Origin of the sequence: Aliivibrio kagoshimensis (assembly GCF_050337105.1) — a bacterium.
Taxonomy (GTDB): Bacteria; Pseudomonadota; Gammaproteobacteria; order Enterobacterales; family Vibrionaceae; genus Aliivibrio_A; species Aliivibrio_A kagoshimensis.
This window is the reverse complement of sequence record NZ_JAKJSQ010000018.1, coordinates 16,255-39,999: the sequence shown is the minus strand read 5'-3', so window position 1 is coordinate 39,999 and position 23,745 is coordinate 16,255. Positions and strand designations below refer to the sequence as shown.

General features: G+C 43.1%; 9 protein-coding genes. All 9 read left to right on the top strand.

What is annotated here, in order from left to right:
• Nucleotides 1–7 precede the first annotated feature (7 nt).
• Nucleotides 8–1,987, top strand: a complete 1,980-nt coding sequence (locus L4C32_RS08350; protein WP_428196414.1) for an EH signature domain-containing protein — start codon at nt 8–10, stop codon at nt 1,985–1,987.
• A gap of 70 nt (nt 1,988–2,057) precedes the next feature.
• Nucleotides 2,058–3,179 carry a CRISPR-associated ring nuclease Csm6 gene (csm6, locus tag L4C32_RS08345; protein ID WP_428196413.1) on the top strand — a complete coding sequence of 374 codons (1,122 nt, stop codon included), beginning with the start codon at nt 2,058–2,060 and terminating at the stop codon, nt 3,177–3,179.
• Between the two features lie 41 nt (nt 3,180–3,220).
• A complete protein-coding gene (gene hsdR, locus L4C32_RS08340; protein ID WP_428196412.1) occupies nt 3,221–6,769 on the top strand; it encodes a type I restriction-modification system endonuclease in 3,549 nt (1,182 codons plus the stop codon).
• Nucleotides 6,770–6,808: 39 nt separating this feature from the next.
• Nucleotides 6,809–8,395: an N-6 DNA methylase gene (locus L4C32_RS08335; protein WP_428196411.1), complete on the top strand. Its 1,587-nt coding sequence runs from the start codon at nt 6,809–6,811 to the stop codon at nt 8,393–8,395.
• A gap of 8 nt (nt 8,396–8,403) precedes the next feature.
• Complete coding sequence (locus L4C32_RS08330; RefSeq protein WP_428196410.1) at nt 8,404–9,705, top strand: restriction endonuclease subunit S; 1,302 nt, start codon at nt 8,404–8,406, stop codon at nt 9,703–9,705.
• Between the two features lie 51 nt (nt 9,706–9,756).
• On the top strand, nt 9,757–12,207 hold the full coding sequence (locus L4C32_RS08325) for an McrB family protein (RefSeq protein WP_428196409.1): 2,451 nt from the start codon (nt 9,757–9,759) through the stop codon (nt 12,205–12,207).
• A gap of 2 nt (nt 12,208–12,209) precedes the next feature.
• A complete protein-coding gene (locus L4C32_RS08320) occupies nt 12,210–13,538 on the top strand; it encodes an McrC family protein (RefSeq protein ID WP_428196435.1) in 1,329 nt (442 codons plus the stop codon).
• A gap of 101 nt (nt 13,539–13,639) precedes the next feature.
• A complete protein-coding gene (locus L4C32_RS08315; protein WP_428196408.1) occupies nt 13,640–16,999 on the top strand; it encodes an STY4851/ECs_5259 family protein in 3,360 nt (1,119 codons plus the stop codon).
• A gap of 15 nt (nt 17,000–17,014) precedes the next feature.
• Nucleotides 17,015–23,212: a DEAD/DEAH box helicase gene (locus L4C32_RS08310; RefSeq protein ID WP_428196407.1), complete on the top strand. Its 6,198-nt coding sequence runs from the start codon at nt 17,015–17,017 to the stop codon at nt 23,210–23,212.
• Nucleotides 23,213–23,745 lie beyond the last annotated feature (533 nt).

The following is a 23,745-nucleotide window of genomic DNA, read 5'->3' as shown; positions in this document are numbered from 1 at the left end:
AATGCCAATGAGTAATAGTGTCGAAGTATTATCATTCGATGAATATTACGAAATGACCACGGCTGATATGCCGTTACCGCAATTTCCACCAAGAACAATGGCACAATTGATCGCGTTAGTTGATCAAGGTAGAGCGGGAGAGATTTCAGTATTAGAGTGGTTAGATATCATTGAAAATGATTACCACTGGCAAGGGTTACCTGAGAATGAGGTACTGAATGCAAGTCGCGCAATCTGGTTAACTATTTGCACTAACGATGTATTGGGCAATATTGCCTTCTTTAAAGCGGGTTTAGCTGTTGAAGGGCAACCGACGACAATGGTACAGCCTCTTCTGAGTAGCATGAGTATCGTAAGAGATGTACCAGGGTTAAATAAAGCAAGCCTGCAAAAAATAGATTGGATTTTAGCTGTAAAAGGTTCAGATTGGCAGTTTCTCGCTACGCAGTGTCATTTGAATCAACAATCCCCGATGAATAGGGTTAAAAAGTTGATGATGCCTAATGCAAATAGGTACGTCGATAAGCTTCCAAAATACCTAATTGAATGTGCACCTACTTCATTGAGTAGCCATGATCAAACATGGCTTGAAGCGTGTTTCCAATCTCTTAAAACAGCTCAACAGCGCGTGGCGTTTTGTGAGCAACTGTTAGAACGTTACAGTACGATGCTTCAATCAGGTGTTCTTAAGTCACTACTAGAAGAGCACTGCTTACCAAATAGTGATTATTCTCTTTGGTATTACCTCAGTCAAAATGCATTAATTAAGCTAAAAACACTGTTTGATCTAACGAGTTATTACGAACTTCGTGCCTTGGTTAACAAGCTCTGTAGTGATGTTTGTTCAGCTAGTCTGGATATTACCGAACAGCAGCAAAAGCAAATGCGAGGCCGAACTGAGTTTTGGTCTAATTACAGCAAACAGTTTGATCGAATCCGAGTATTGCTACCGCAACAAAGTCATGAACTGTTACTAGAAAATGGCAGTCACTTAACCGATCAGGTTGGTGTATTTAAAAGTGAAAACCCATTAAACGTGGAAGTGTTCATCTTCTCTCTTGGTAAGTTAATCGTTGTCGAAGTCCTTCGAGGAGAACTCGGTGAAACTCGTTTTTACAAGAATAGTAAATGGAATGCCGAGCGCCTGTTTAGCGGTAGCTTTAGCTCAATCAATGAGATAAGAGAGCTAGCGCAAGTAGAGGTTCATGATCATGTACTTTTATGGCAGTTTTACTGTGAGAAGTTGTTAAGAACGAAATTTAAAATCCTGCCAAATGAACAGACAACAAACTTTAGAGGAATGGGTAAGACACATGGGCAGTACTCTGCAGCGTCAGGTCTACCTAAGCCTACGGCAGGTGCCTTACTTGACCGAAGCAGAATGCTTGAAGAGTGGTTAAAAGGATTTTGGATGCATGAACTCAAAACCTCTAAGTATGGTGAACAGCCGTTTAAGACTAATCAAAGTGTAGAGTATTTGGTAAAAGCGGAGATCGCTAAACAATTTGATAATCAAGAAGCTTATCGTTTTAACCTAGAAGATGCATCTAAAGCTGGGAATATTGAGGCAATACACCAGTTAGGTCTTAATATGTTGAAAGATAAGAGTGTAAGTGCTCGTAAAGATGGAGAGCGTTGGTTAGCTAAAGCTGCGAGTAGTGGACATAAACAAGCACTTAAAGAAGTGAAACGCTATGGGATTGAGATTAACGCGACCTCTTCTTATTTAAGTCAAGCATTGAAACAGTCCACTATTATTGTCAAGCATCATTACCATATAAAACCAACAGTGACGGCAAATGTTCTGACAATGCTATCAACAGAAAAATTAAATCGTAGGAGAGAGTTATATGACCATAGTGTTGGTAATTTACTCATTTTATTAGAAGTACTAGAAGGTAGACCGGATGAGCCATCTAAAGCTGCATTAAAAAAGGTAACTTCTAGAATAAAAGTGATTTTTGATTATCTATATGTTCAATATTAATTGATAACCATTATCTAAATAATTGAAAAGAGTAATGCTGCTCGGCATTTTATATAAGACGATGAAGCCTATGAAAAACATCTTACTAGCAACAACTGGCACTAGCCCGCAGGTGTTAACAGAGACACTGTTTGCCATTCATAAAAGTGGGCGTTCATTTCCAGATGAAATCTACGTGATAACCACCAAAAGCAGCAAGACTATTTTGGTGAATGGTTTGTTCCGTGATGGTCATTTCCAGGCTCTGTTGAATGAATATGATATGCCAGCGGTTAAGTTTGATGAGAGTCATATTTGGTTAATCGAGGATGACAAAGGTCAGAGCATTGATGATGCTAAATCCATTGACGATCAAACTTATATGGCAGATTTTATCACTCACAAAGTGTATGAACTGACTCAAGATGACAATGTTGCGATTCATGCCTCACTAGCGGGTGGGCGCAAAACAATGGCGTTTTACTTTGGTTATGCAATGTCCCTGTTTGGTCGCGATCAAGACACGCTTAGCCATGTATTTGTAGACGATGAGTTCGAATTCGTTCGTGACTTCTGGTATCCAACGAAACAATCTAAATGGGTGGCAGGTAAAAACGGGCAAGGAGAGGTTGATGTTAGCAAAGCAACCATAACACTGGCAGAAATTCCATTTGTACGAATGAGGCGCTCTGTTGACCCAAGTTTACTCTCTTCTATGTCTACATCATCATTTAGTCAAACAGTGGGTATGTTAAACGCTAGCCATAATGAAGACTTCACTATAACCATACAGAAAAAAGCCAAATTAATATCAGTGGTAGGAATCGATATAAAACTCACGGCCAAAGAGTTTGCTTTTTACCTATGGCTGTTATCAAAGGAGGATTCGGGCGTTTTGGTAGACCGAGATTTCGATGCAGATGCAGCCTACAGCAAAGAGTTTTTAAATACCTATTGTGAGTTTGCTAAAGACCCTCGCGTCTTTGAGACTTTTAGTACGAACCCTGAAGATTTCAAAGCAGGTGACTATAACGGCCTAACTGGGATGGAACGTGAGTTCCTGCAACCTATCTGCTCAACCATAAATCGTAAGCTTAAAAACGCATTGCCTTCTCAAACTTCAGATAAACTTGAAATACAGTCACTCTCTGAGGCGCATAATCAGCGATATATCATCACCTTAAATCAGAAAAAATGTATTATTAGCCAATAAGTTGGCAAAACGACAGACTGGGTATTCAGGCGGAGAACTTGATGGCTAAATCAAATTTTGAGTTTCTAAAAGGTGTGAACGATTTTCTGTTCACGATTGCTCGCGCAGCGGAAAAAAACTATCCAGATGATCCCAATACCACGCTAGTAAAACTGCGCATTTTTGGTGAAGTAACAGCAAAACATCTAGCCAAACTACTCGTTATCGATGAATCAGAAAATCAGAACGACTTACTACGCGAACTGGGTAAAATTCCTTTTGTAGACGACAGCATTCTTAACGTTTTCCATAAGCTAAGAAAAATCGGCAATCAAGCGGTACACGAGTACCATAATGATCTGCAAGATGCCGAAATGTGCCTGCGTTTCTCGTTCCGTCTTGCTGTTTGGTACTATCGATTAGTCACAAAAAAATATGATTTTGCCGTTCCCGTGTTTGTTTTACCAAGTTCAGAGAACAGTGAACAGTTTGAGCAAGAGCTGTTGTCATTAAAAAGCGAACTTGCACTCGCGCGCCAAACTGAAACGAAAACCAAAGCTGATGTGGCCAGCCAAAACGCGAAACTAACGGCATTAAACGGCTATATCTCTGTGCTTGAAAGTAAACAAGAAGAGACAACAGAACAAACCCAAGATCGTATCACTGCACTCGAAGCTCAACTAAAAGAAAAGAATGCAGAACTCACCAAGAAAACAGAAACAGAGCGTAAAGCCTATAAACAGCAGATCACCAAAGAAGCGGCCTCTCGTTCACTTAACCTCAGTGAGAGTGAAAGCCGTTACTTAATCGATATCCAACTTCGTAAAGCGGGTTGGGATGCGGAAACTAAACTGCTAAATTTTTCTAATGGTACTCGCCCACAATTGGGTCGTAATATCGCGATTGCAGAATGGCCTACAGGGGTCGATGAAACAGGTAAAACAGGGTTTGCGGATTATGTTCTGTTCGTGGGGCTAAAACCGATAGCGGTGGTTGAAGCGAAAAAACAGAACAAAGATGTCTCAGCCAAATTGTTAGAAGCGTATCGTTACAGCAAATACTTTGATGTGGATTTTCTTCGCCAAGAACTAGAACAAGCAACAAATGATGATGAAATGCTTGAACAAGTGGCAGAAGCACTGCCGTCATATTTAATTTCATGGAGTGATACTTCGGGCTCAGTCAATTTTAAGATACCGTTTTGTTACTCAGCCAATGGTCGCGATTACCGATCAGCCGTGAAAACCAAAAGTGGTATCTGGCATCGTGATGTACGCCACCCAACCAACATGCCCAAAGCACTGCCGGAGTGGCACAGACCAGAAGAGTTAGTCGCAAAACTAGAGAGTGATAAACCGTTACAAAACCGTTGGTTTACTGATAATCAAGAGATGAACGGCCTTGGTTTGCGTTACTACCAAGAAGAAGCGATACACGCGACTGAAAAAGCGATCGTTTCTGGGCAGCAAGATATCCTACTTGCCATGGCAACGGGCACGGGTAAAACACGTACTGCCATTGCGCTTATGTATCGCCTGATTCAATCAAAGCGCTTCAACCGCGTGCTCTTTTTGGTGGATAGAACTTCCCTCGGTAAACAAGCCCTAGACGCGTTTGAAGACACCGACATCAAAGGCGATACCTTCAATTCAATATTTAATGTGAAAGGCTTAACGGACCGCTTCCCAGAAAACAGCACCAAAATTCATGTTGCGACCGTGCAATCGCTGGTTAAACGTACTCTACAAAGTGATGAAGTGATGCCAGTAGGGCGTTATGACTGCATTATTGTCGATGAGGCGCATCGTGGTTACATCCTAGATAAAGAACAAACCGAAGGCGAAGAGAAATTCAGAAACGAACTGGATTTCATCTCTTCTTATCGTCGTATTATTGATCATTTCGATGCGATAAAAGTCGCCCTAACCGCAACCCCTGCGCTGCATACTATTGATATTTTCGGTGGAGAAAAGAAAACACCCGTCTACCGTTACAGCTATCGAAAAGCGGTTATTGATGGCTTCTTAACTGACCAAGAACCACCCATTAAAATTGTTACTCAGCTTGCTGAAGAGAACGTGTATATCTCTAAAGGTAGCGAAGTCCAACGTCTATCAAACCAAGGCGAGTTAATTAATGACACCTTAGAAGATGAGCAAAATTTCGAAGTGGCCGATTTTAACCGCGCGCTCATCGCCTCAAATTTTAACAAAGTGGTGTGTGAAGAGTTGGCCAATAATAAAGATCATCACCTTGACCCAACCAGTCCGCAAAAAACCTTAGTGTTCTGCGTCAATAACACCCACGCCGATGCGGTGGTAGAAGAGTTACGTACCGCGTTTAAAGCCAAATACCCGCAGTTAGAGCACGACGCCATCATCAAGATCACCGGCGACTCGGATAAAGACTCAACTAAAGTTCAATCAATGATCACTCGCTTTAAAAAAGAGCGTTTGCCCAACATCGTTGTTACCGTGGATTTACTCACTACGGGTATTGATGTACCAAGCATCTGTAACCTTGTCTTTATGCGTAAAGTGCGTAGCCGTATCTTGTATGAGCAGATGAAAGGCCGTGCGACTCGCTTATGCCCAGAAGTCGGTAAAACCTCGTTTAAGATCTTTGATGCTGTGGATTTGTACTCGACACTCCAAAGCGTCGACACCATGCGCCCTGTTGTGGTTCGTCCAACAGTAGAGCTACAAACACTGGTCAATGAGATTACCGATTCAGAAACCTACAAAACCATAGAAGCCGATGGCCGAAGTTTTGCCGAACACAGCCATGAGCAGCTGGTGGCTAAGCTGCAACGCATTAGCAGCCACGCGCAATTTAACCGCAACAAATCCAAACCGATCGACAGCGAAATAAAACGCTTAGATGAGATCTGTAAAGATGCCGCAAGCTGTGATTTCTCAAGCTTGGCGAAAACCTTGAAAGAGAAAGGCCCGAAATGGTCAGCCGAGGTGTTCAACAGTGTCACCAATATGGTAGGGCGGTTAGAGCAGCTAAAACAAGAGATCAACGACCTGCGTGACATGCCCATATTCACCGACATCGACGACAAAGTCCTGCGAGTAGAAACCGCCTATGGTGAGCACGATAACGCACAAGATTTCTTAGATGCCTTTGATGATCTTGTTGATCGCACCAGCAATCAACAAGAGGCACTTGATATCATTGTAAACCGCCCCCGCGATCTCACCCGTAAAGGGCTTATTGAATTGCAAGAGTGGTTTGATGGGCAAAACTACAACGATGCCACATTAAGAAGCGCATGGAAGGTCGCCAAAAACCAAGACATCGCCGCCAAATTGATTGGACACATTCGCCGCGCCTCGATGGGGGATGCTTTGCTGCCATTTGAACAGCGTGTTGATATCGCCTTAGACAAAATCAAAACAAGCAGAGAGTGGACATCTGAACAACTTGGCTGGCTTGATCGCATCGCCTCATCCATTAAAGAAAAGGTCGTGCTGGATGATGACAGCTTTAAAACTGGGAACTACAAGCGCAAAGGGGGAAAACGTAAGCTTATGAAAGTCTTTAATGATGAATTAGACAGCATACTCACCCAATTCAATGAATATATGTGGGACGAGCCTGCCTAACTACGTACAATAACCCGAGTTTAATCAAAGAGAACAAACATGAACAATAATGATCTGGTCGCCAAACTGTGGAAACTGTGTGACAACCTACGTGATGGTGGCGTGTCATACCAAAACTACGTGAATGAACTGGCATCTTTGCTGTTCCTTAAAATGTGTGAAGAGACCGGCCAAGAAGACGATCTGCTGCCAGAAGGCTTCCGTTGGAAAAACCTAAAAAGCAAGCTGGGTCAAGAGCAGCACCAGTTCTATCGGAATATGTTGGTTCAACTAGGCACGGATGAGCACGCCATTGTTCGTGCGATTTTCCAAAACGTCAACACCACCATTACTCAACCCGCGCAACTGACTGAGTTAGTGGATAACATGGACAAGCTTGAGTGGTTTGATGGCGACACTGGAAAAAGCCGTGATGATTTTGGAGACATGTACGAAGGTTTGCTACAAAAGAACGCCAACGAAACCAAGTCGGGTGCAGGGCAATACTTTACCCCGCGTGCGCTGATCAGCACCATCATCAAGGTGACGCAACCTAAACAACGTGAAATCATTCAAGATCCGGCAGCTGGAACCGCAGGCTTCCTTATTGAAGCAGATAAGTACATCAAAGCGCACACCAACGATTTAGATGATCTGGACGATTCCGATCAAGAGTTTCAAATGACCAAAGCGTTTGTGGGCTTGGAGTTGGTACCAGAAACACGCCGCCTAGCGCTAATGAACTGCCTACTGCACGACATTGAAGGTGATGAAGACCAAGGCGCGATTCGCCTAGGCAACACCTTAGGAAGTGCTGGGGAGAGTCTGCCAAAAGCCAATGTGATTTTGACTAACCCTCCGTTTGGTAGCGCATCAAGCAGTAACATCACCCGTACTTTTGTTCACCCAACGGGCAACAAACAGCTCTGTTTTATGCAGCATATTTACGATGCCCTAGAGCCAGGTGGCCGTGCAGCGGTGGTTATCCCGGATAACGTGTTATTTGAAGGCGGCAAGGGTACTGATATTCGTCGTGACTTAATGGACAAGTGTAACCTGCACACTATCTTGCGTTTGCCTACTGGTATCTTCTACGCCGCAGGAGTAAAAACCAACGTGCTGCTCTTCCAAAAAGGCACGACCGATAACCCAAGCCAAGACAAAGACTGCACTAAAGAGACGTGGGTATTCGATATGCGTACCAACATGAACACCTTCGGTAAACGTCGCCCACTGACTGCAAAACACTTCGATGCTTTCGTTAAGGCGTTTGGTGCTGATAAGAATGGCCAATCACTGCGTGAAGAGGGGGTATACGAGACGCTTGGTAATATCTTCGCGGAGGGCGAGGATAGTGTAGAGCGCATCATCGACAATGCACGTTTCCGCAAGTTTAGCCGTGAATACATTCGCGATCAGAAAGGCGATAGCCTTGATATATCTTGGTTAAAAGACCTAGCTGCGACAAGTGCAGAGAACCTACCAGAGCCAGAAGTGCTAGCGGGTGAAGCGATGGCAGAGCTTACCGAAGCGATGTCTGAAATCTACCAACTGATGCAAGCGCTAGGCGCTGTGGATGAAGCGGAAGGGCAAAAGCAATTACTCGAAGAAGCGTTTGGCTTAGAAGAAAAGCCGGAGGCAGAGTAATGAATGAATTGCCTAAGGGTTGGGTGAAGTTAAAGTTAGGCGATCTTATAGAGTTGAAATATGGGAAATCGCTGCCAGCTAAGCAACGTAGTGGAATTGGTTTCCCTGTATATGGCTCTAATGGAGTAGTCGGTTTACACTCGGAAGCTTTAGTATCTGGAGGTGGTTTGATTGTTGGACGAAAAGGGTCTTTTGGCGAAGTCCACTTTTGTGAAGATGACTTTTCTCCTATTGATACAACTTACTTTGTCGACTCTTTTCCGTCTGGAACGATGAAATATTGGTATTATCAATTAAAGCATCTTCCGCTCACTAAATTAAATCGCTCGACAGCAATACCCGGGTTAAATAGAGATGATGCGTATGCTCAAGACGTTCTGCTGCCTCCAGATGCTGAACAAAAACGCATCGTTGAAAAACTCGATGAGGTATTGGCACAGGTCGACAGCATCAAAGCCCGCCTAGATGGCATCCCAGACCTGCTAAAACGCTTCCGCCAATCGGTACTCGCTTCCGCAGTGTCGGGTAAGTTGACGGAAGAGTGGCGTGGTGGAACGCCTCCTAATTGGAATGCTGTAAAGCTAAAAGACTTTGTTCAATCTATTGAAGCTGGTAAGAATTTAAAGTGTATTGAAACTCCACCAGAAGGAGACGAGCACGGCATCATTAAAATTAGCGCGGTAACATGGGGGACTTACGATGAGGAACAAAGTAAAACCCTGCCAGATCATGACTTATTTATCGAGAATCGTAGAATAAAGGTTGGTGATTTTCTAATATCTAGAGCAAATACAATAGAGTTACTTGGTAATCCTGTGATTGTTCATCAAGTTACCAAAAACCTAATGTTAAGCGATAAAGTTTTGCGTCTTGTAATGGAAGAACATGATAAGCCATGGGTGAGTATCTTCCTACGTTCAAAAGAAGGACGTAAACAGATTGAATCTCGTTCAACTGGTAACCAGATGTCGATGCGTAATATTGGACAAAAAACATTATTGGATATCGATTTGCCAAGATGTAACAAAGATGAACAAAAAGAAATCGTTCGCCTAGTTGACCAATATTTTACTTTCGCCGACACTATCGAAGCCCAAGTGAAAAATGCGCAGGCGAGGGTAGATAACCTAACCCAAAGTATTTTGGCCAAAGCCTTCCGTGGTGAATTGGTGGCGCAAGATCCAACCGATGAGCCGGCCGATAAACTGCTAGAGCGCATTGCACAGGCTCGTATCGAGGCTGAAGCCTTAGCCAAGGCAGCCAAAAAAGCCGAGGCGGCTAGAAAGAAAGCGGCAAAAGCCAACGCATAATAAACCAACAATGCACGCTCTCGAGCGTGCATTTTTATAAGGTCAAAAATAATGTCAGTGTATCTTTTAACGTGGAACCCTAAGCATTTCTCAACGGGTGGAGAAGGCTCTGAATCGGGAGTCTTGAATTACGCCATCGGTGAGCAAGTGCGGTGGTCATGTCATAGCCAGCAGCCGAAAATGGGTGATACCGTTTATTTAATTAGAGTCGGTGTTGAGCCAAGAGGCATCGTTGCCAAAGGTACGGTAACTAAAGAGAGCTATCTAGCAGAGCATTGGTCAGACGAATCTAAACAGAAGCGCTACATCGATTTTAAGTTGGAAGCTCTGCGTTCTAATTGTGCACAAGGCCTTTTACCAATGATGTTGCTACATGGAGCAATGCCAGAACAAAAGTGGAGCACACAAACATCAGGCATCGAAATCAAGCCAGAGTACCAACAAGTATTGTCTCAGTTATGGAGTGACGGCAGTACAAAGCACTCTGTGGCGCAATTTTTGAGTTGGTATTTAGCTAATGAGTTTGACCCTCAAGACTGGTACAAAGGTTACATAGAAACTTGTGCATTAGCGAAACAGATCCAAGATGGAAAAGAGATCACTGAACAGGATGTGAAAAAACTGTGGCATAAACCAAGCAATGGTATTGCGGATGTCGGCCAAGGGTTTATGTACCAAAGAGAGCTTGACTCTAATCCTGAATTTTTATTAGGACTGACAAGGGAAATACTCGCTAATCCCACAGAAGAGACCTACAAAAAAGTGGTGAATGATTGGAAGTTAGTCGGCAATTTTGAACGTGTTCTGTGGGGAGTTATTCACCGCGTTTTTGCAGCAGCGGCGCCAAAACAATACACCAGCATCATTGCAGAATCTTATCTAAATGATGTTTTTAAGTGCCTTAAGAAACAGTATCAACTGGAAACCAAGCGCAGCGGTTCGTGGCTATCTGACAATACAAGTTTGCTTGAGCTAACTAAGCCATTCATCCAAGCGGATATAGATGATCAGACTCGCAATATCCTGCTATGGAGCTTATACGAATGGAAAGTGACGAGTAAGAATCCCGGTGATGTAGAGGGTGGTCAAGTTAAAGAAAACGAAGCGGATTATGAAGCGAACCAATCGATGAACTCAGATATTGCTACCCCTGTTAACCAAATTCTTTATGGGCCTCCTGGAACGGGGAAAACCTATCTTCTTCAAAAACTACAGCATAATTATACCAGTATTGAAGAGGTGCAGAGCCGTGAGCAGTGGCTAGCAGAAAAGCTAGATGCACTTAATTGGATGCAAGTGATAGCCCTTTGCTTACTTGATATTAATGGTGAGGCTAAAGTAGTCCAAATTGTAGAACATGACTTTTTTCAAGCTAAAGCAAGGCTCAATAACAGGAACCAAAAAACACTCAGAGCAACGGCGTGGAGCTACTTGCAAAAGTTCACCGTCACTGGTTCTAAAACGGTAAATTACAAAGATAGATCTGAGCCTGCAATATTCGACAAATCACCATCGTCATATTGGTATATTGTTGATGAAAACAGAGAATTGATTGATGATTTGATTGAATTGCATACTGAGATCGTAAAAGGCCCGAAGTCAGCTCATTCAGTAAAGCGTTATTCAATGACAACCTTTCACCAATCTTATGGTTATGAAGAGTTCATTGAAGGCTTACGAGCAAAATCAGACGAGCAGGGCAATCTAAGTTACCCAATCGAACCAGGTTCTTTCTTGAAACTGTGTCAAAGAGCTAAAAACGATCCTAGTCATCAATATGCCATGTTCATCGATGAAATAAACCGAGGTAATATCTCTAAAATCTTCGGTGAGCTTATCTCACTTATTGAAGTGGATAAAAGGTCTGGTTGCGAACATGCTATGTCGATTAAGTTGGCGTACAGTGGCGAGGAATTCTCCGTTCCAAGTAATGTCGATATCATCGGCACCATGAACACCGCAGACCGTTCGCTGGCAATGATGGATACTGCCCTTCGTCGTCGCTTTGATTTTGTTGAAATGATGCCAAAAACCGAGTTGCTACGCGGCTGCGTGGTTAATGGCGTTGACTTAGAACAACTGCTTAGCACGCTTAACCAACGCATCGAAATCCTCTACGACCGTGAACACACTTTAGGCCATGCTTTCTTTATGTCAGTAAAAGCGCTAGTGGATGGAGATGATCATGAAGGTGCTTTCACTGCATTAGTCTCGGTCTTCCAAAACAAAATCATTCCTCTATTGGAAGAGTACTTCTTTGAAGATTGGGACAAGATCCGTCTGGTGTTGGCTGATAATCAAAAAGACAATGAGTTGCAGTTTGTTACTGAAAAATCGCTAGACCAAACCAAGCTAAATGCCTTATTTGGCCAAAATCACGGCTTAAATCAATATGGTGAAACGCAAAAACGGTACATTTTGAAAGATAAAACGGATGACGTTTGGCAGAGTAACTTGGCGTATCAAGGTATTTATAGCTCTAGCGACGATCAAGGCGAGTAATGATGTCTTCGCATCCCGTTGTATTTGAGTTTGGCTATTTGTGCAGTGATAAAGTCGCATCGGAAGAGAACGGTTTTACCTTCATCTCGACTGAGGCTTTTGGTTATTTAGAATCATGTTGCTTAAGTGAGCAAGAGCCTGAGATAAGCCAGCTACTGCAGTTGCGAACACGATATGGGTTTAAGGTGTTACAAGTGAAAAACTATGTAGGGGTGATCTTTACTCCTCATGGTCAACATATTGAAGTGCTGCCAAAAGTTGGAAAAGCGAACGCAGATAAGAAACAAGCCATTTCAGATGCTCGAAAAATGTTGCTGATGATGCTTCGACATCTTGGTGATTTTCGTCATATATCTACCCACAACGCCAGTGTCGAAACACTGAAAATGCCGCTGCTAGAAGTGTTTATTGAGCAGTTTTTGCAAAGCGTCAATCAACTGGTTAAGCGCGGTTTACGCAGTGACTATGTAAGCCAACAAGACAATTTGGCTTTTCAAAAAGGGAAGCTATTGGTATCTAAGCAGTTGCGTTATAACTCAGTGAACAGACACAAATTCTATGTTGAATATGATGAGTTTTTGCAAGACAGACCATCGAATAGGCTTATTCGTGCAGCGCTTAAAAAAATTGCAGGTTACACACTGCGTCACCAAAACCAGCGCTTACATCGTGAGTTGGATTTCGCTTTTGATGGTATTCCACCAAGTAAAGTCCCTAAGCAAGATTTCGCCTGTGTAAAACTTGATAGAGGTATGGATTACTATCAATCACCATTGGCTTGGGCAAAACTGATTTTAGAAGGTTTGTCACCACTCAGTATGAAAGGGCAAGCGAATGCTCAATCGTTACTGTTCCCAATGGAAGCGGTCTTTGAAAGTTATGTCGCGTCAGTGCTGAGGAATCAGTTAGCTGATGGCGAAGAACTCACCACGCAAGCGTCATCGAAATACCTTGTCACTCATAACGAGAGAAGTCAGTTTCAGCTTAAGCCGGATCTATTGTTAACATTGCCAGCTAGTGTAAAAGAACCAGAACGCAAAAAACGGGTTTTAGATACCAAATGGAAAGTGCTCGATCTAGAAGAACATAATTATGGACTTTCTCAATCCGACCTTTATCAAATGTTTGCATATGGGCATAAATATTTAAATGGTACGGGTGACCTTTTATTGATCTATCCCGCACATAGTGGTTTTGATAAACCGATAGAATATAGCTTTGATTTTAGCCAATCCTTGAGGCTGTGGGTTGTGCCGTTTATTTTGGATTTAGAGGGTGATAGTCGTTTGGTTTGGCCTGAAGGACTCTTGAACGCCATAGTCGTTTCGTAAGCTTACGTTCATCATTTATTCATTAAATATCGTAAATTACCAATTATAAAAATAGGTACGAATCGAGCGCATTTAAAGGCGCCACTACGTCAGGGTTCATCATGCAAACATACAGAAATGTCCTCTCTTCAATTCTTAATGCGAGAGAGTTAACCAAACCAAATGCTCAACCTGTTTATAGTTACAAAGTGACGGCATTGGAGTTTGAGTTACTCAAGCAGTCATTAGTTGCTAGCGTCGAAAGTAATGGTATTCACACCTATTCGAATAGGCCAACAAGGGAATGGGCAGGGTGTTTTGTATTGTATGCGGCGGAGTGGTGGCGCACGTCTTTTCAAGGCGGCGTTTGGGCTTGGGAACCTGTATTGGAGTCTCTCGGCTTACAGGCCAACGCAATTTCACCGACTCAAAGAAGTGAGATTGTTGTTAAGGGTTTAAGCTTTTGGGGACGAAAGGTATTAAGTAATACTAAGGGACGCATGTTACTTGGCACTGTGGCGGTTGAAGGTGGTTTGCCACAAATGCTTATCCAAGATCCAAATAGCAGGCTTGCCCATTACTTCGAACAAGTGATTCAAGATTATGGGCAATTTGCTAACTCACGGTTAAGCGCTGTATCTGTTGCTAAAGCACACGCGCACTATATTGCTGCATCATATCGTGATGAGACGGTTTATAGTATTGTCGCCCAAGTTGCTGAATCCATTTATTATCTGGTCGATAGGCACGGGCTAGACGAGCAAAGTGACCCGCTTCATTACTTGAATGCGGTCGATGCGAATTGGTCGCAGGGTTTACCATTGAACATGGAGCCTGAAGCCGCACGAACTTTATTGGGTAATGCGCTTGGTCTTGCTGTTGAAGTTCAACGTCGTTTACCAAACTCTATTAAAATTCTTCGTTCTCTTCGTAAATCTTATTCGCATTATGCGTCGATGATGGATATGCCCGCAACGGATGTCGATTATCAGTGGCAGAACCAAATTGATATCACACTCAAATCCCGCCTTAATGCCAAGTTCTTACAGCAACTGTTTAGTAGCGTGAATTTGCCAGACCGCATAAACCTGTTTGCGGTTGGTAGCAAGAGCCTTTTGTTGGCAAAGGCATTTAAGCGCGGGGCTGACTCTGAGCATTATTTACTAGATGTTTATACTAAGTCTCTTCCAACAGAGTGGTTCGACTGCGACGTACAATTGAAAGCAACGGATGACGTTGGTAATGAATGGTATGCTCCAGTGCTTGGTGGCGCGGGAGTTGATGCCAATGAACCTTGGGTATTCACTCAACATAATGATGAGTGGCTACTTAAAGGTGCTGGAAGTGTCGAATGTGCAGAAGCGAACGCTTTAGTTTCAGTGCCAGCGCACTTGTCACATCCCACACTTGCTGCGGTAGGTCACATCAATGGACGTGTTCTTTATGATGTTAATACTCAAATAGAGATGGAATTTTATTTTGACGCATATTGTGTGTCACTTGAGCGAGAAGGTGTGAAAACTCTTGAGTTCAATTTAGTTGGTCAGGCAATTCCTTATCAAACTAACCCAAGTAATTGTTTTATCGGGGTTCCTAGCTTAGTCGTCATTGATGAAAGTGGTCAGCAATCAGAAATCCCAAATACTCAGCTTCGTTGGCGCAATACAATGTTTGAACAATGGCAGTCAATGAACACTGTTCCTTTTGGTAAGGTCGATATCGCTTTGTTTGAGAATAATAAACCTGTTAAGCGTTTTACCGTAGGTTTGTTACCAGACGATTTCTCTATTGTATTGCAACCGAGCCACACGGTACAAATTGGTCAAATCGGCTTTTATTCTAATAAACCCCTGCCATCCATTGCGTTAAAGGGGGAAGAACAACTCGATGTTCTGCCGAGCTCGGTTCTGTCTCATACTCAGAAAGATCCGAATGAAGCCAAACGTACTTTGGATATGCTCAGTCATCAAACTCACCCACCAGCACAAGTTAACGTTGCGATATGGTGGCAAGATCAAGCGAAGTCGTTGTCGATAACATTGCCATTCCCTGCTAAAGGTATTTGTCTGATTAGCTCTGGGGGAGAAGCGGTTCGTAATGCTGAAGCGATTTTAGTCGATACGCTTAATCGTTATGAATTATTCGGCTATGGCGTCAGTGATTCGCTAGAGGTGGAATTCAAGCTTTTCGCTAGAGATATTTACGGCACTTTTTCTAAGTCGGCTTACGTGAAGCGAACTTTGCCTAAAGGTGACGTTTTATCTAGCGGATTTTCCTTAGCAACGTTCAAAGGGGATATTGAGTCCCTGCTGGCTCTATCATCTTCATTAGATGCAGCCGTTAAGGTATCGGTGTTGGACAATGCACATACCATTTTCAATTTCAGTATTAATGCATACAGCAATGCGCTTATTCCAAACAGAGCACAAGGTACGATTGAAATCGAGAACGATAGCTTCATGGGCATACTTTCGATGGTGCCTTTGGATAACCCAACTTATGCACCGATTACTTTAATCAAGAATGACGGACATTGGTATTTTCCTGAAGATGACGCTTCGCCTGGTGCTTGGCTTATTTATGCTGATGAAGCCGAACAGGATGTAAGGCCTTTGATGTGGAGTAAAGACCTTGAGCTGTTATCGTCGCCGAGTAATCGACTGGAAGAAGCGGCATCTATCGGGGCTCGTAAAGATCGTCTAGAGCAGTTTTCAGTGGTTTGTGGTCAGTTGGCGATAGAGTTTGGTGCACCTGAATGGACATACATTAAAGCCTTGCTGGCCTTTGACAGTGTCCCACTAACCACATTTGATCTATGGCGAGGTGCAATCACTAAACCTGAGTTTGTACTCGCGATGCTGTTAAGCGCAAATAAGAAAGAAGCCGAGCGTATTTGGCAGTTTAGTCAACAGTTCCCTTTCTTATGGCACTCCATTAAAGCTCGAGATGCGATCGCGGTAGTGAGTGCGTTCTATGCTTCGCGTATCGAGGTTTACGGCAACGATTTTTCGGACATCATCTGCGGTCAAATTGAATCGAAATTAGACGAATTAGTGACTAGGTATCCTGGTTTTCAGAGCCTCAAGAATCTATTAATGCACAAAATCGATCCAAATCGAGAGAAGCCTTCGCTTAATCCTGCCGCTTATATTCAGCAATTGTTTGAGCTACGAAATTCATTGAATAACAAATACAACGAATCTCAGTGGCCATGCGAATTTTCGGACCACATATTTAAGAGTTCAATTAAGGCAGTTAAACCACAATTGGCAGAGGTTTGCTTCACCACTAAAGATCTTTACCGTAATAACGTGATGAATGCGCCCGTATTGCTTGCTTTGTCCACTTGTGGCTCTGCATCGCTGCGAATGACACCAGAGGTAGTACATGCGATGAGACAATACAACAGCTTCGACCCTGACTACTTTGAGCAAGTATTCTCTCTTACGCATAAAATGATTTTCGGCCTAGTGAATAGCTAAAAGGGTATACCAACCATGCAATATTTCGAGTCTTTAGTTGACCAACTGACCAAACGCGCGGCGCGCGCTACTTTAGGGCAATTTGGTTTGCGATCTAAGCCGTTACGTGAATTCTTGTGGCAGTCGTTTTCTCAATCCCCAGGTAAAGAGGGTGCGTTTCTTGCTGATCCTGTATTTGAAGCCACCTTTGGCTGGAAACCACATACTCAAAGTATGCGAGATCTATCAGGTGGGTTGTTAAACAGCGCGATTGTAAGTGCAATGGCGAACCCACCGAATGAGCTTAAAGAAGATTACCTTTTTGATAGCAGTTGGTACCCGTATTCTCATCAGCATGAAGCATGGTCTCATCTATTGGAGCCATCTCCTAAGTCTGTCATTGTGAGTAGTGGTACGGGTTCTGGTAAGACAGAGTGTTTCTTAGTGCCAATTCTGAATGACATTGTTGAACGCAACAGCAGGCCAGATGGCGTCGAGGCTTTGTTTTTATATCCACTCAATGCATTAATTAACAGTCAGAGAGAGCGTTTAACGGCATGGACTCACCAATTGGGAGATCAAGTTAAATTCAGTCTATTTAATGGTGATACGCCCGAATCAGTCAGTGCGGCAGAACGAAAAAAGCACCCAAATGAACAGCTTTCTCGCAAGGAGCTAAGACAAAACCCAGCTCAAATATTGGTGACCAACTCTACGATGTTAGAGTACATGTTGGTTCGCCAAAAAGACGCGAATATTTTGAACCGTTCTAAAGGCAAGCTGCGTTGGATCGTTTTGGATGAAGCGCATACTTATATCGGTTCTCAAGCTGCTGAATTGTCCTTGCTGCTTCGACGCGTAATGCATGGCTTTGGTGTCACGCCAGACCAAGTGAGATTTGTCGCGACTTCCGCAACGATTGGTGGAAAGGACTCTGACGCGGATTTAAAAGCGTTTTTGGCTGACGTCGCTGGTGTCGATATCACTCAAGTTCATTTAGTGAAAGGCGAGCGTGAAATCAAACCGCTGATGGAACTGGACCAAATCAAGGCGATGAACCTTGATAGTGTTTCAAGCATAACGAACGAGATAGAACGTTACGATGTATTACAAAGCTTACCGCCGTTAAGAACGTTAAGGCAGCACCTGAGTTCAACCGATAACAGAATGACGTTGAGCGAAATAGGGAAGCTATTGTCTGCAACTGAGGAACCGTTATCAGAACAGGACTCACTTCAATGGCTTGATATCTGTGCTTCGACAAAGAACGCAGATGGAGATGCATTTATTCCGTTTAGACTACATTTGTTCCACAGAGTTGCTGGTGGGCTTTGGGCTTGCTCAAATTCAGATTGCTCGGCAAAGGTAGGTACGCCTTTAGAGTCGATTGATTGGCGATTTGGTATGGTTCATATGTCACGCCGCGAGAAGTGCTCCTGTGGTTCACCGATATTTGAAATGGTTAGCTGTAATGGTTGCGGAACTAGCTTATTGGCTGCGACTGAAAGAACGGATTCACAGACCAGTCATACTCAGCTACAACTAACAAAACCAGATTCATCGATCGATGACTTTGCTTTGGACCTTGTAGGAGAAGATGATCTAAGCATCGAAGATGATGAAGAAACTTCCGAGGAGTATGACCGCTTTGCTCTCATCTCACCGTTAAGTTTTGAAGAAACCGGTGAATATTGGATCAATAACCAGAGAGCTGTAAAAACCGCTAAAGTTCCAGGTGCGCATTTAATACACCGAGTCGAAGGGTACCGTAAAAGTGACGGTGCTTTGTCTGTGCGCTGTCCATGCTGCCAGCATACCAAAATCAAGAAGTTCGAGTTCTACCGTCACTTCAGAAATGGCGCACCGTTTATGCTGTCGACGGTGATCCCTACATTATTGGAATATTGCCAAGACGGTAAGAAAGAGCAGTTGAAAGGTCCTTGGAACGGCCGCCGCATGATTACTTTCACCGATAGCCGACAAGGTACTGCTCGTTTTTCTGCCAAGTCACAGCAAGACTCAGAAAGGCAGTTTTTGCGCTCAACTATCTATCATTTGATCTTGGATAAAGCTCTGAGAACGAGCGAAATGACTCCTGAGGATGAAAAGAAGCTCAACCGACTACAACGAATGCTTAAGATCGCAATAAGTATGGATGAGCCAGAGGATATTGAGGCTATCGAGTGTGAAATTGCCGAATTAACAACAGGTAGTAATCCTGTCATGGTGACTTGGCAAGAAGTCGAAGAGTTCTTAGCGGAACAGAAAGAAGTAAAATTGTGGATCAAAAGATTCTATGAGCACTTCGATGACCGAATGGATATGGTTGCTAATCCAAAATTACTGGCTCGTTTGCTGTTGTTACGAGAATTTAATAGCCGCCCTAAAAGACAGAACACACTCGAAACCATGGGCTTAGTCTGCATGGAATATCCAGGTTTAGCCAAAAAGGAGAGTTCAGCCCCTAGTGAATGGTTGAGACATTTTGATAGTGCTGAAAAAGCGCGTGAAGAGTGGGTTAATTTCCTAACCGTTTGTGTGAATTTTCATGTACGAAGCATGAAAGCCGTGAGGTTGACGGATGAGCAAATTAACTGGATTGGGGCTAAATATTCGCCAGCTTTCTTAGTAGGGCAAGATGAGCCTACCCATATTTGGAATGTAGAGGCATGGCCAAAAATTAGGCGTAATGGGCCACGACAACCAAGGTTAGCTAGGTTGCTTGCGACAGCTCTGAATATAGAGTTAGAGGATTCTGATACACGTGCAGATATTAATGAAATTTTACGCCAAGCGTGGATGGCTCTGCAGTCTTCAGTGTTGACACCGAGTGGTGATGGTTATCGCTTAGAGCTTGAGCAACAAGTGAGTTTCTCTTTAGTTGCAAATAAGCATCAATGTCCTCATACCCAAAAAATCATAGATAAACCATTGCTAGGGGTGACTCCATATTTGAATTTATCTGGAGACCGCACCGAACATTTGTGTAAACAGATATCTACCCCAAGTTATCCATACCCATTTGGCCGCGATCCTAAGAGCGGAGAAAGCGTTGATCTAAACAAAGTCAGGGAATGGCAAGAGCAGCCAGATTTAATCGATGTCCGTAAAGAAAATGCGTGGTCAGACATTGCTGACCGTGTTGTAGAACGTACGCCTTACTTTAGAGTCGCAGAGCACTCTGCACAGCTAAAGGCAAGCCAATTACGCGCATATGAGAAAGAGTTCAAAGCGGGAAAAATTAACGTTTTAAGCTGTTCTACGACGATGGAAATGGGTGTAGACATTGGTGGTATATCGGTAGTAGCGATGAATAATGCTCCACCTAACCCTGCGAACTACTTGCAACGTGCAGGTCGAGCTGGCCGCCGTGGAGAAACTAAATCGATTGCGCTTACGTTATGTAAATCTACTCCGCATGGAGAGCATATCTTCTCGAATACTCGTTGGGCGTTTGATACAGAAATTAAAGTACCGAATGTATCGTTATCAAGTGACTACATTGTTCGTCGACATGTGAATTCGTTACTACTTTCGACGTTTTTAAATCATGTCGTGAAGTCAGAGAACTCGTTGAAATTGAATTGCGGTAACTTCTTCAAATCTGATCATGAATCGACGGCTTCTCAAGTTGACCAATTTGTTGACTGGTGTGTAAATGGAGCATTAGATTTTGTACAAGACGGGCTGGATACTTTGTTACGTCGAACCTCTCTTGATGCAACATCACGTATCGAAATTCTAGATGCGTCCGCTAAGCATATGAAGCGCATTGTCGAGCGTTGGTCCGTTGAGCATCAACTGCTAAAAGAACAATCTAAAAGTTTAGATGAGAATCCTAACTCGCTATCAACAGCACAAGCTGCACTAGAAAGCCAAATTCAACGCTTAGAGGGGGAGTTCTTACTTTCCGAGTTAGCGCGTAAAGGGTTCCTACCCGGATACGGGTTCCCTACTGATGTGGTGTCTTTAAATACAGATCATGTCAAAGTGATCGAAAGGCGAAAACGCTACATCAAGATGAAACAAGACCAAATCAACGATAAAACATCTCGTAAAGATAACCTATATAGCTCTGCTGGCTTCCCGTCTCGAGATCTTTCAGTCGCTATTCGCGATTATGCGCCAGGTAATGATGTTGTGATTGATGGACGTGTTTATCAGTCGAAAGGCGTGCTGTTGAACTGGCATAGTCCTGCAACTGTTGATCAAGTAAAAGAGATACAAGCGTTAAGGTGGGCATGGCGTTGTGACAAGTGTGGTGCCAGTAATACTTCGTTGTTAAGACCAGAACAGTGTGAATGTTGTGGTAATGAGTTTAATTTTAGTGACGAGAAAACAAAAGATCGTATTCACCCTTACATTCAGCCAGCGAGCTTCGCGGTCGATATTAGAGACGAACCTCATAATGATATCTCGCGCTTGAATCATGTGCCATTCAATGACCCTTGGGTGACGGTAGATGGTTCTGAGTGGCATGAAGTGAGCGTAAACCCCGGAGCATCATACCGTTCTAGCCACAATGGCCACGTTTATTATTACAGTGCAGGACCAGTCAACCAAGGGTACGCGCTTTGCTTAGAATGTGGTCGTATGGAAGCTATGCCCGAAGGTGGAGATAAGTCACCAAAAGAAGTTTTAATGGGGCACACTCGCTTACGAGGTGGTAAGGGTCATTTAACCAGCTCAAGCGAAGTTTTGTGTGGCGGTAACGACAGGGAATTCACTGTAAAAGGTCCGCTAAAGTTGGGACACAGTACTTACACCGATGTGTTCGAATTGTTGCTATTTGATGAGCTGGGTAAACCACTAGTAGAGAGAAGTAGTGCTCGTTCAATCGCTGTGCTGATGCGAAACCAATTAGCAGAGAAGCTTGGTATTAATAGTGACGAAATTGGCTGTACAACGAAGCCTGTGAATCATGAGGGACGAGAAGTACAAGCTATTGTGCTGTTTGACAATGCAGCCGGCGGTGCAGGTTTTTCAATTCAAGCCTCTGAGTATGTTGTTGAGTTACTGCAAGGAGCAAAGAAGGTTGCATCTAGCTGCCACTGTGACAAGGCATGTCATCGTTGTTTAGTGGATTATTCGACTCAACATGTCCTTGATCTACTTGATAGAAGAAAAGTGGCTACTTATTTGAGCAACGGATTTTTCAATAATCTTAGCTTGCCAGCGGAATATGAATTGTTCGACTATCACAATAGACGTGAACTACGTCCGTTAATGATCGCAATAGAAAAAACGTTGGCTAAACATGATGACTCAGACCTCTATGTCGAGCTTCCTATAAGTCAATTGAGCGATTTAGGTGATTGGCAACTGTACCAAGCATTTCGTCATTGGGTCGCCGAGCGAAAGGTAAACTTGGTACTGACAGAGGTTCAAGTTCAAGAGTTGTCACTTGAGCAAAAAATGACACTGTCTTGGTATCTGAATCACCCAAATGTGAAACTGTTGAGTAAACCACTCAACCATGAGGTCGATCACCAGGTGTTAGCTTCGGTAGCAAATGAATCATATTGCTACCAATGGGGACTCCGTGAGGATGACCGTGAAACTTTAGTGATTGGGATTGGATCTTTAGGTGAGTTGGTTGACTTTGATCCTACACGTTTGCGTCAGAGTTCTGATTTAGAAAAAATAGTGATCGATTGTGAATTGGATGGAAAGGCTTCTGAGTTCGGATTGAAGTTTTGGACTCTTGTGTTTAAACGTTCACCTGCATTAATGGCGTTGATGCAAGATCAAGTTATCGAATCGGCTACTTATTCTGATCGTTATCTGGCCGCAACTTTACCTGTTTCTCTATGCTTTAATACCTTGAAGTTTTTAGGGGAACATTACAAAACCTGCCAGGTCGAAATTTTCACAGGGGAGTTAAGTCGAGGTTACAAGCCAACGACAGTACAAGACAATTTTTTCGATGATTACTCACGTGACAAGGTAGTCGAATTGGCATTTGAAAGTTCGGCAGCAAATATGAGTTTTAAAACGACCTCGAAATACAAGCTGCCTCACTCGCGAACGCTCGTTTTATCTTTTGATAACGGCAAGCAAGTGACGTTGTGGCTTGATCAAGGATTTGGTTACTGGTTTGCTGATAAACGTTTACCTGAGAACCACTTACCTTATCACCTTGATGATGAAGAACACGCCAATATTATTGTTGAGGGTCAAGCTGAGATCTCTTCAGGTAAATTTACTACGGATATTTTTGTGTCATTTGGTTGATTGAAAGAGACGGACAGAAAACGTGTAGGCTGGCGCACTTATGCATGGCTTTTATAATAGTGTCGCATTCTATACAATGGATGCGCCAAGCTATTTAAATGGTCAAAAATAAGCACAACCTCAAGTGCAACAAGGGCGTCATAGAGTTGAATCCATCAAAACAAATGCCAATAAGTTGGTGGATGAACTTTAGAGGGGCTTCATGAATCTATCAAAGAGAATTTAGAAGATGCTTTTCTCCTGTTATAAAGCCCCTAGAAACCAAATTTAGAGCTCCTATCACAGAAGACAATGGCGTTAAATTGAATATACGCACATTTAGCAAAAATCAGCAGGCTTTGAGAGATTAGCGCGAACGCCAAAACCAAGGCAATTTATTGATAGTTCAGCTGGGTAGGATTAGGTTAACTAGTCGTATCTACCCCAATCACTTCAAATTCTCTGATCTACTAAAACAGGGAGTTTTTCATTGATCTTATTTATAAGCTTATGAAAACCACTTAGTGAGAAGATTCGTTAATCTATATGTTATA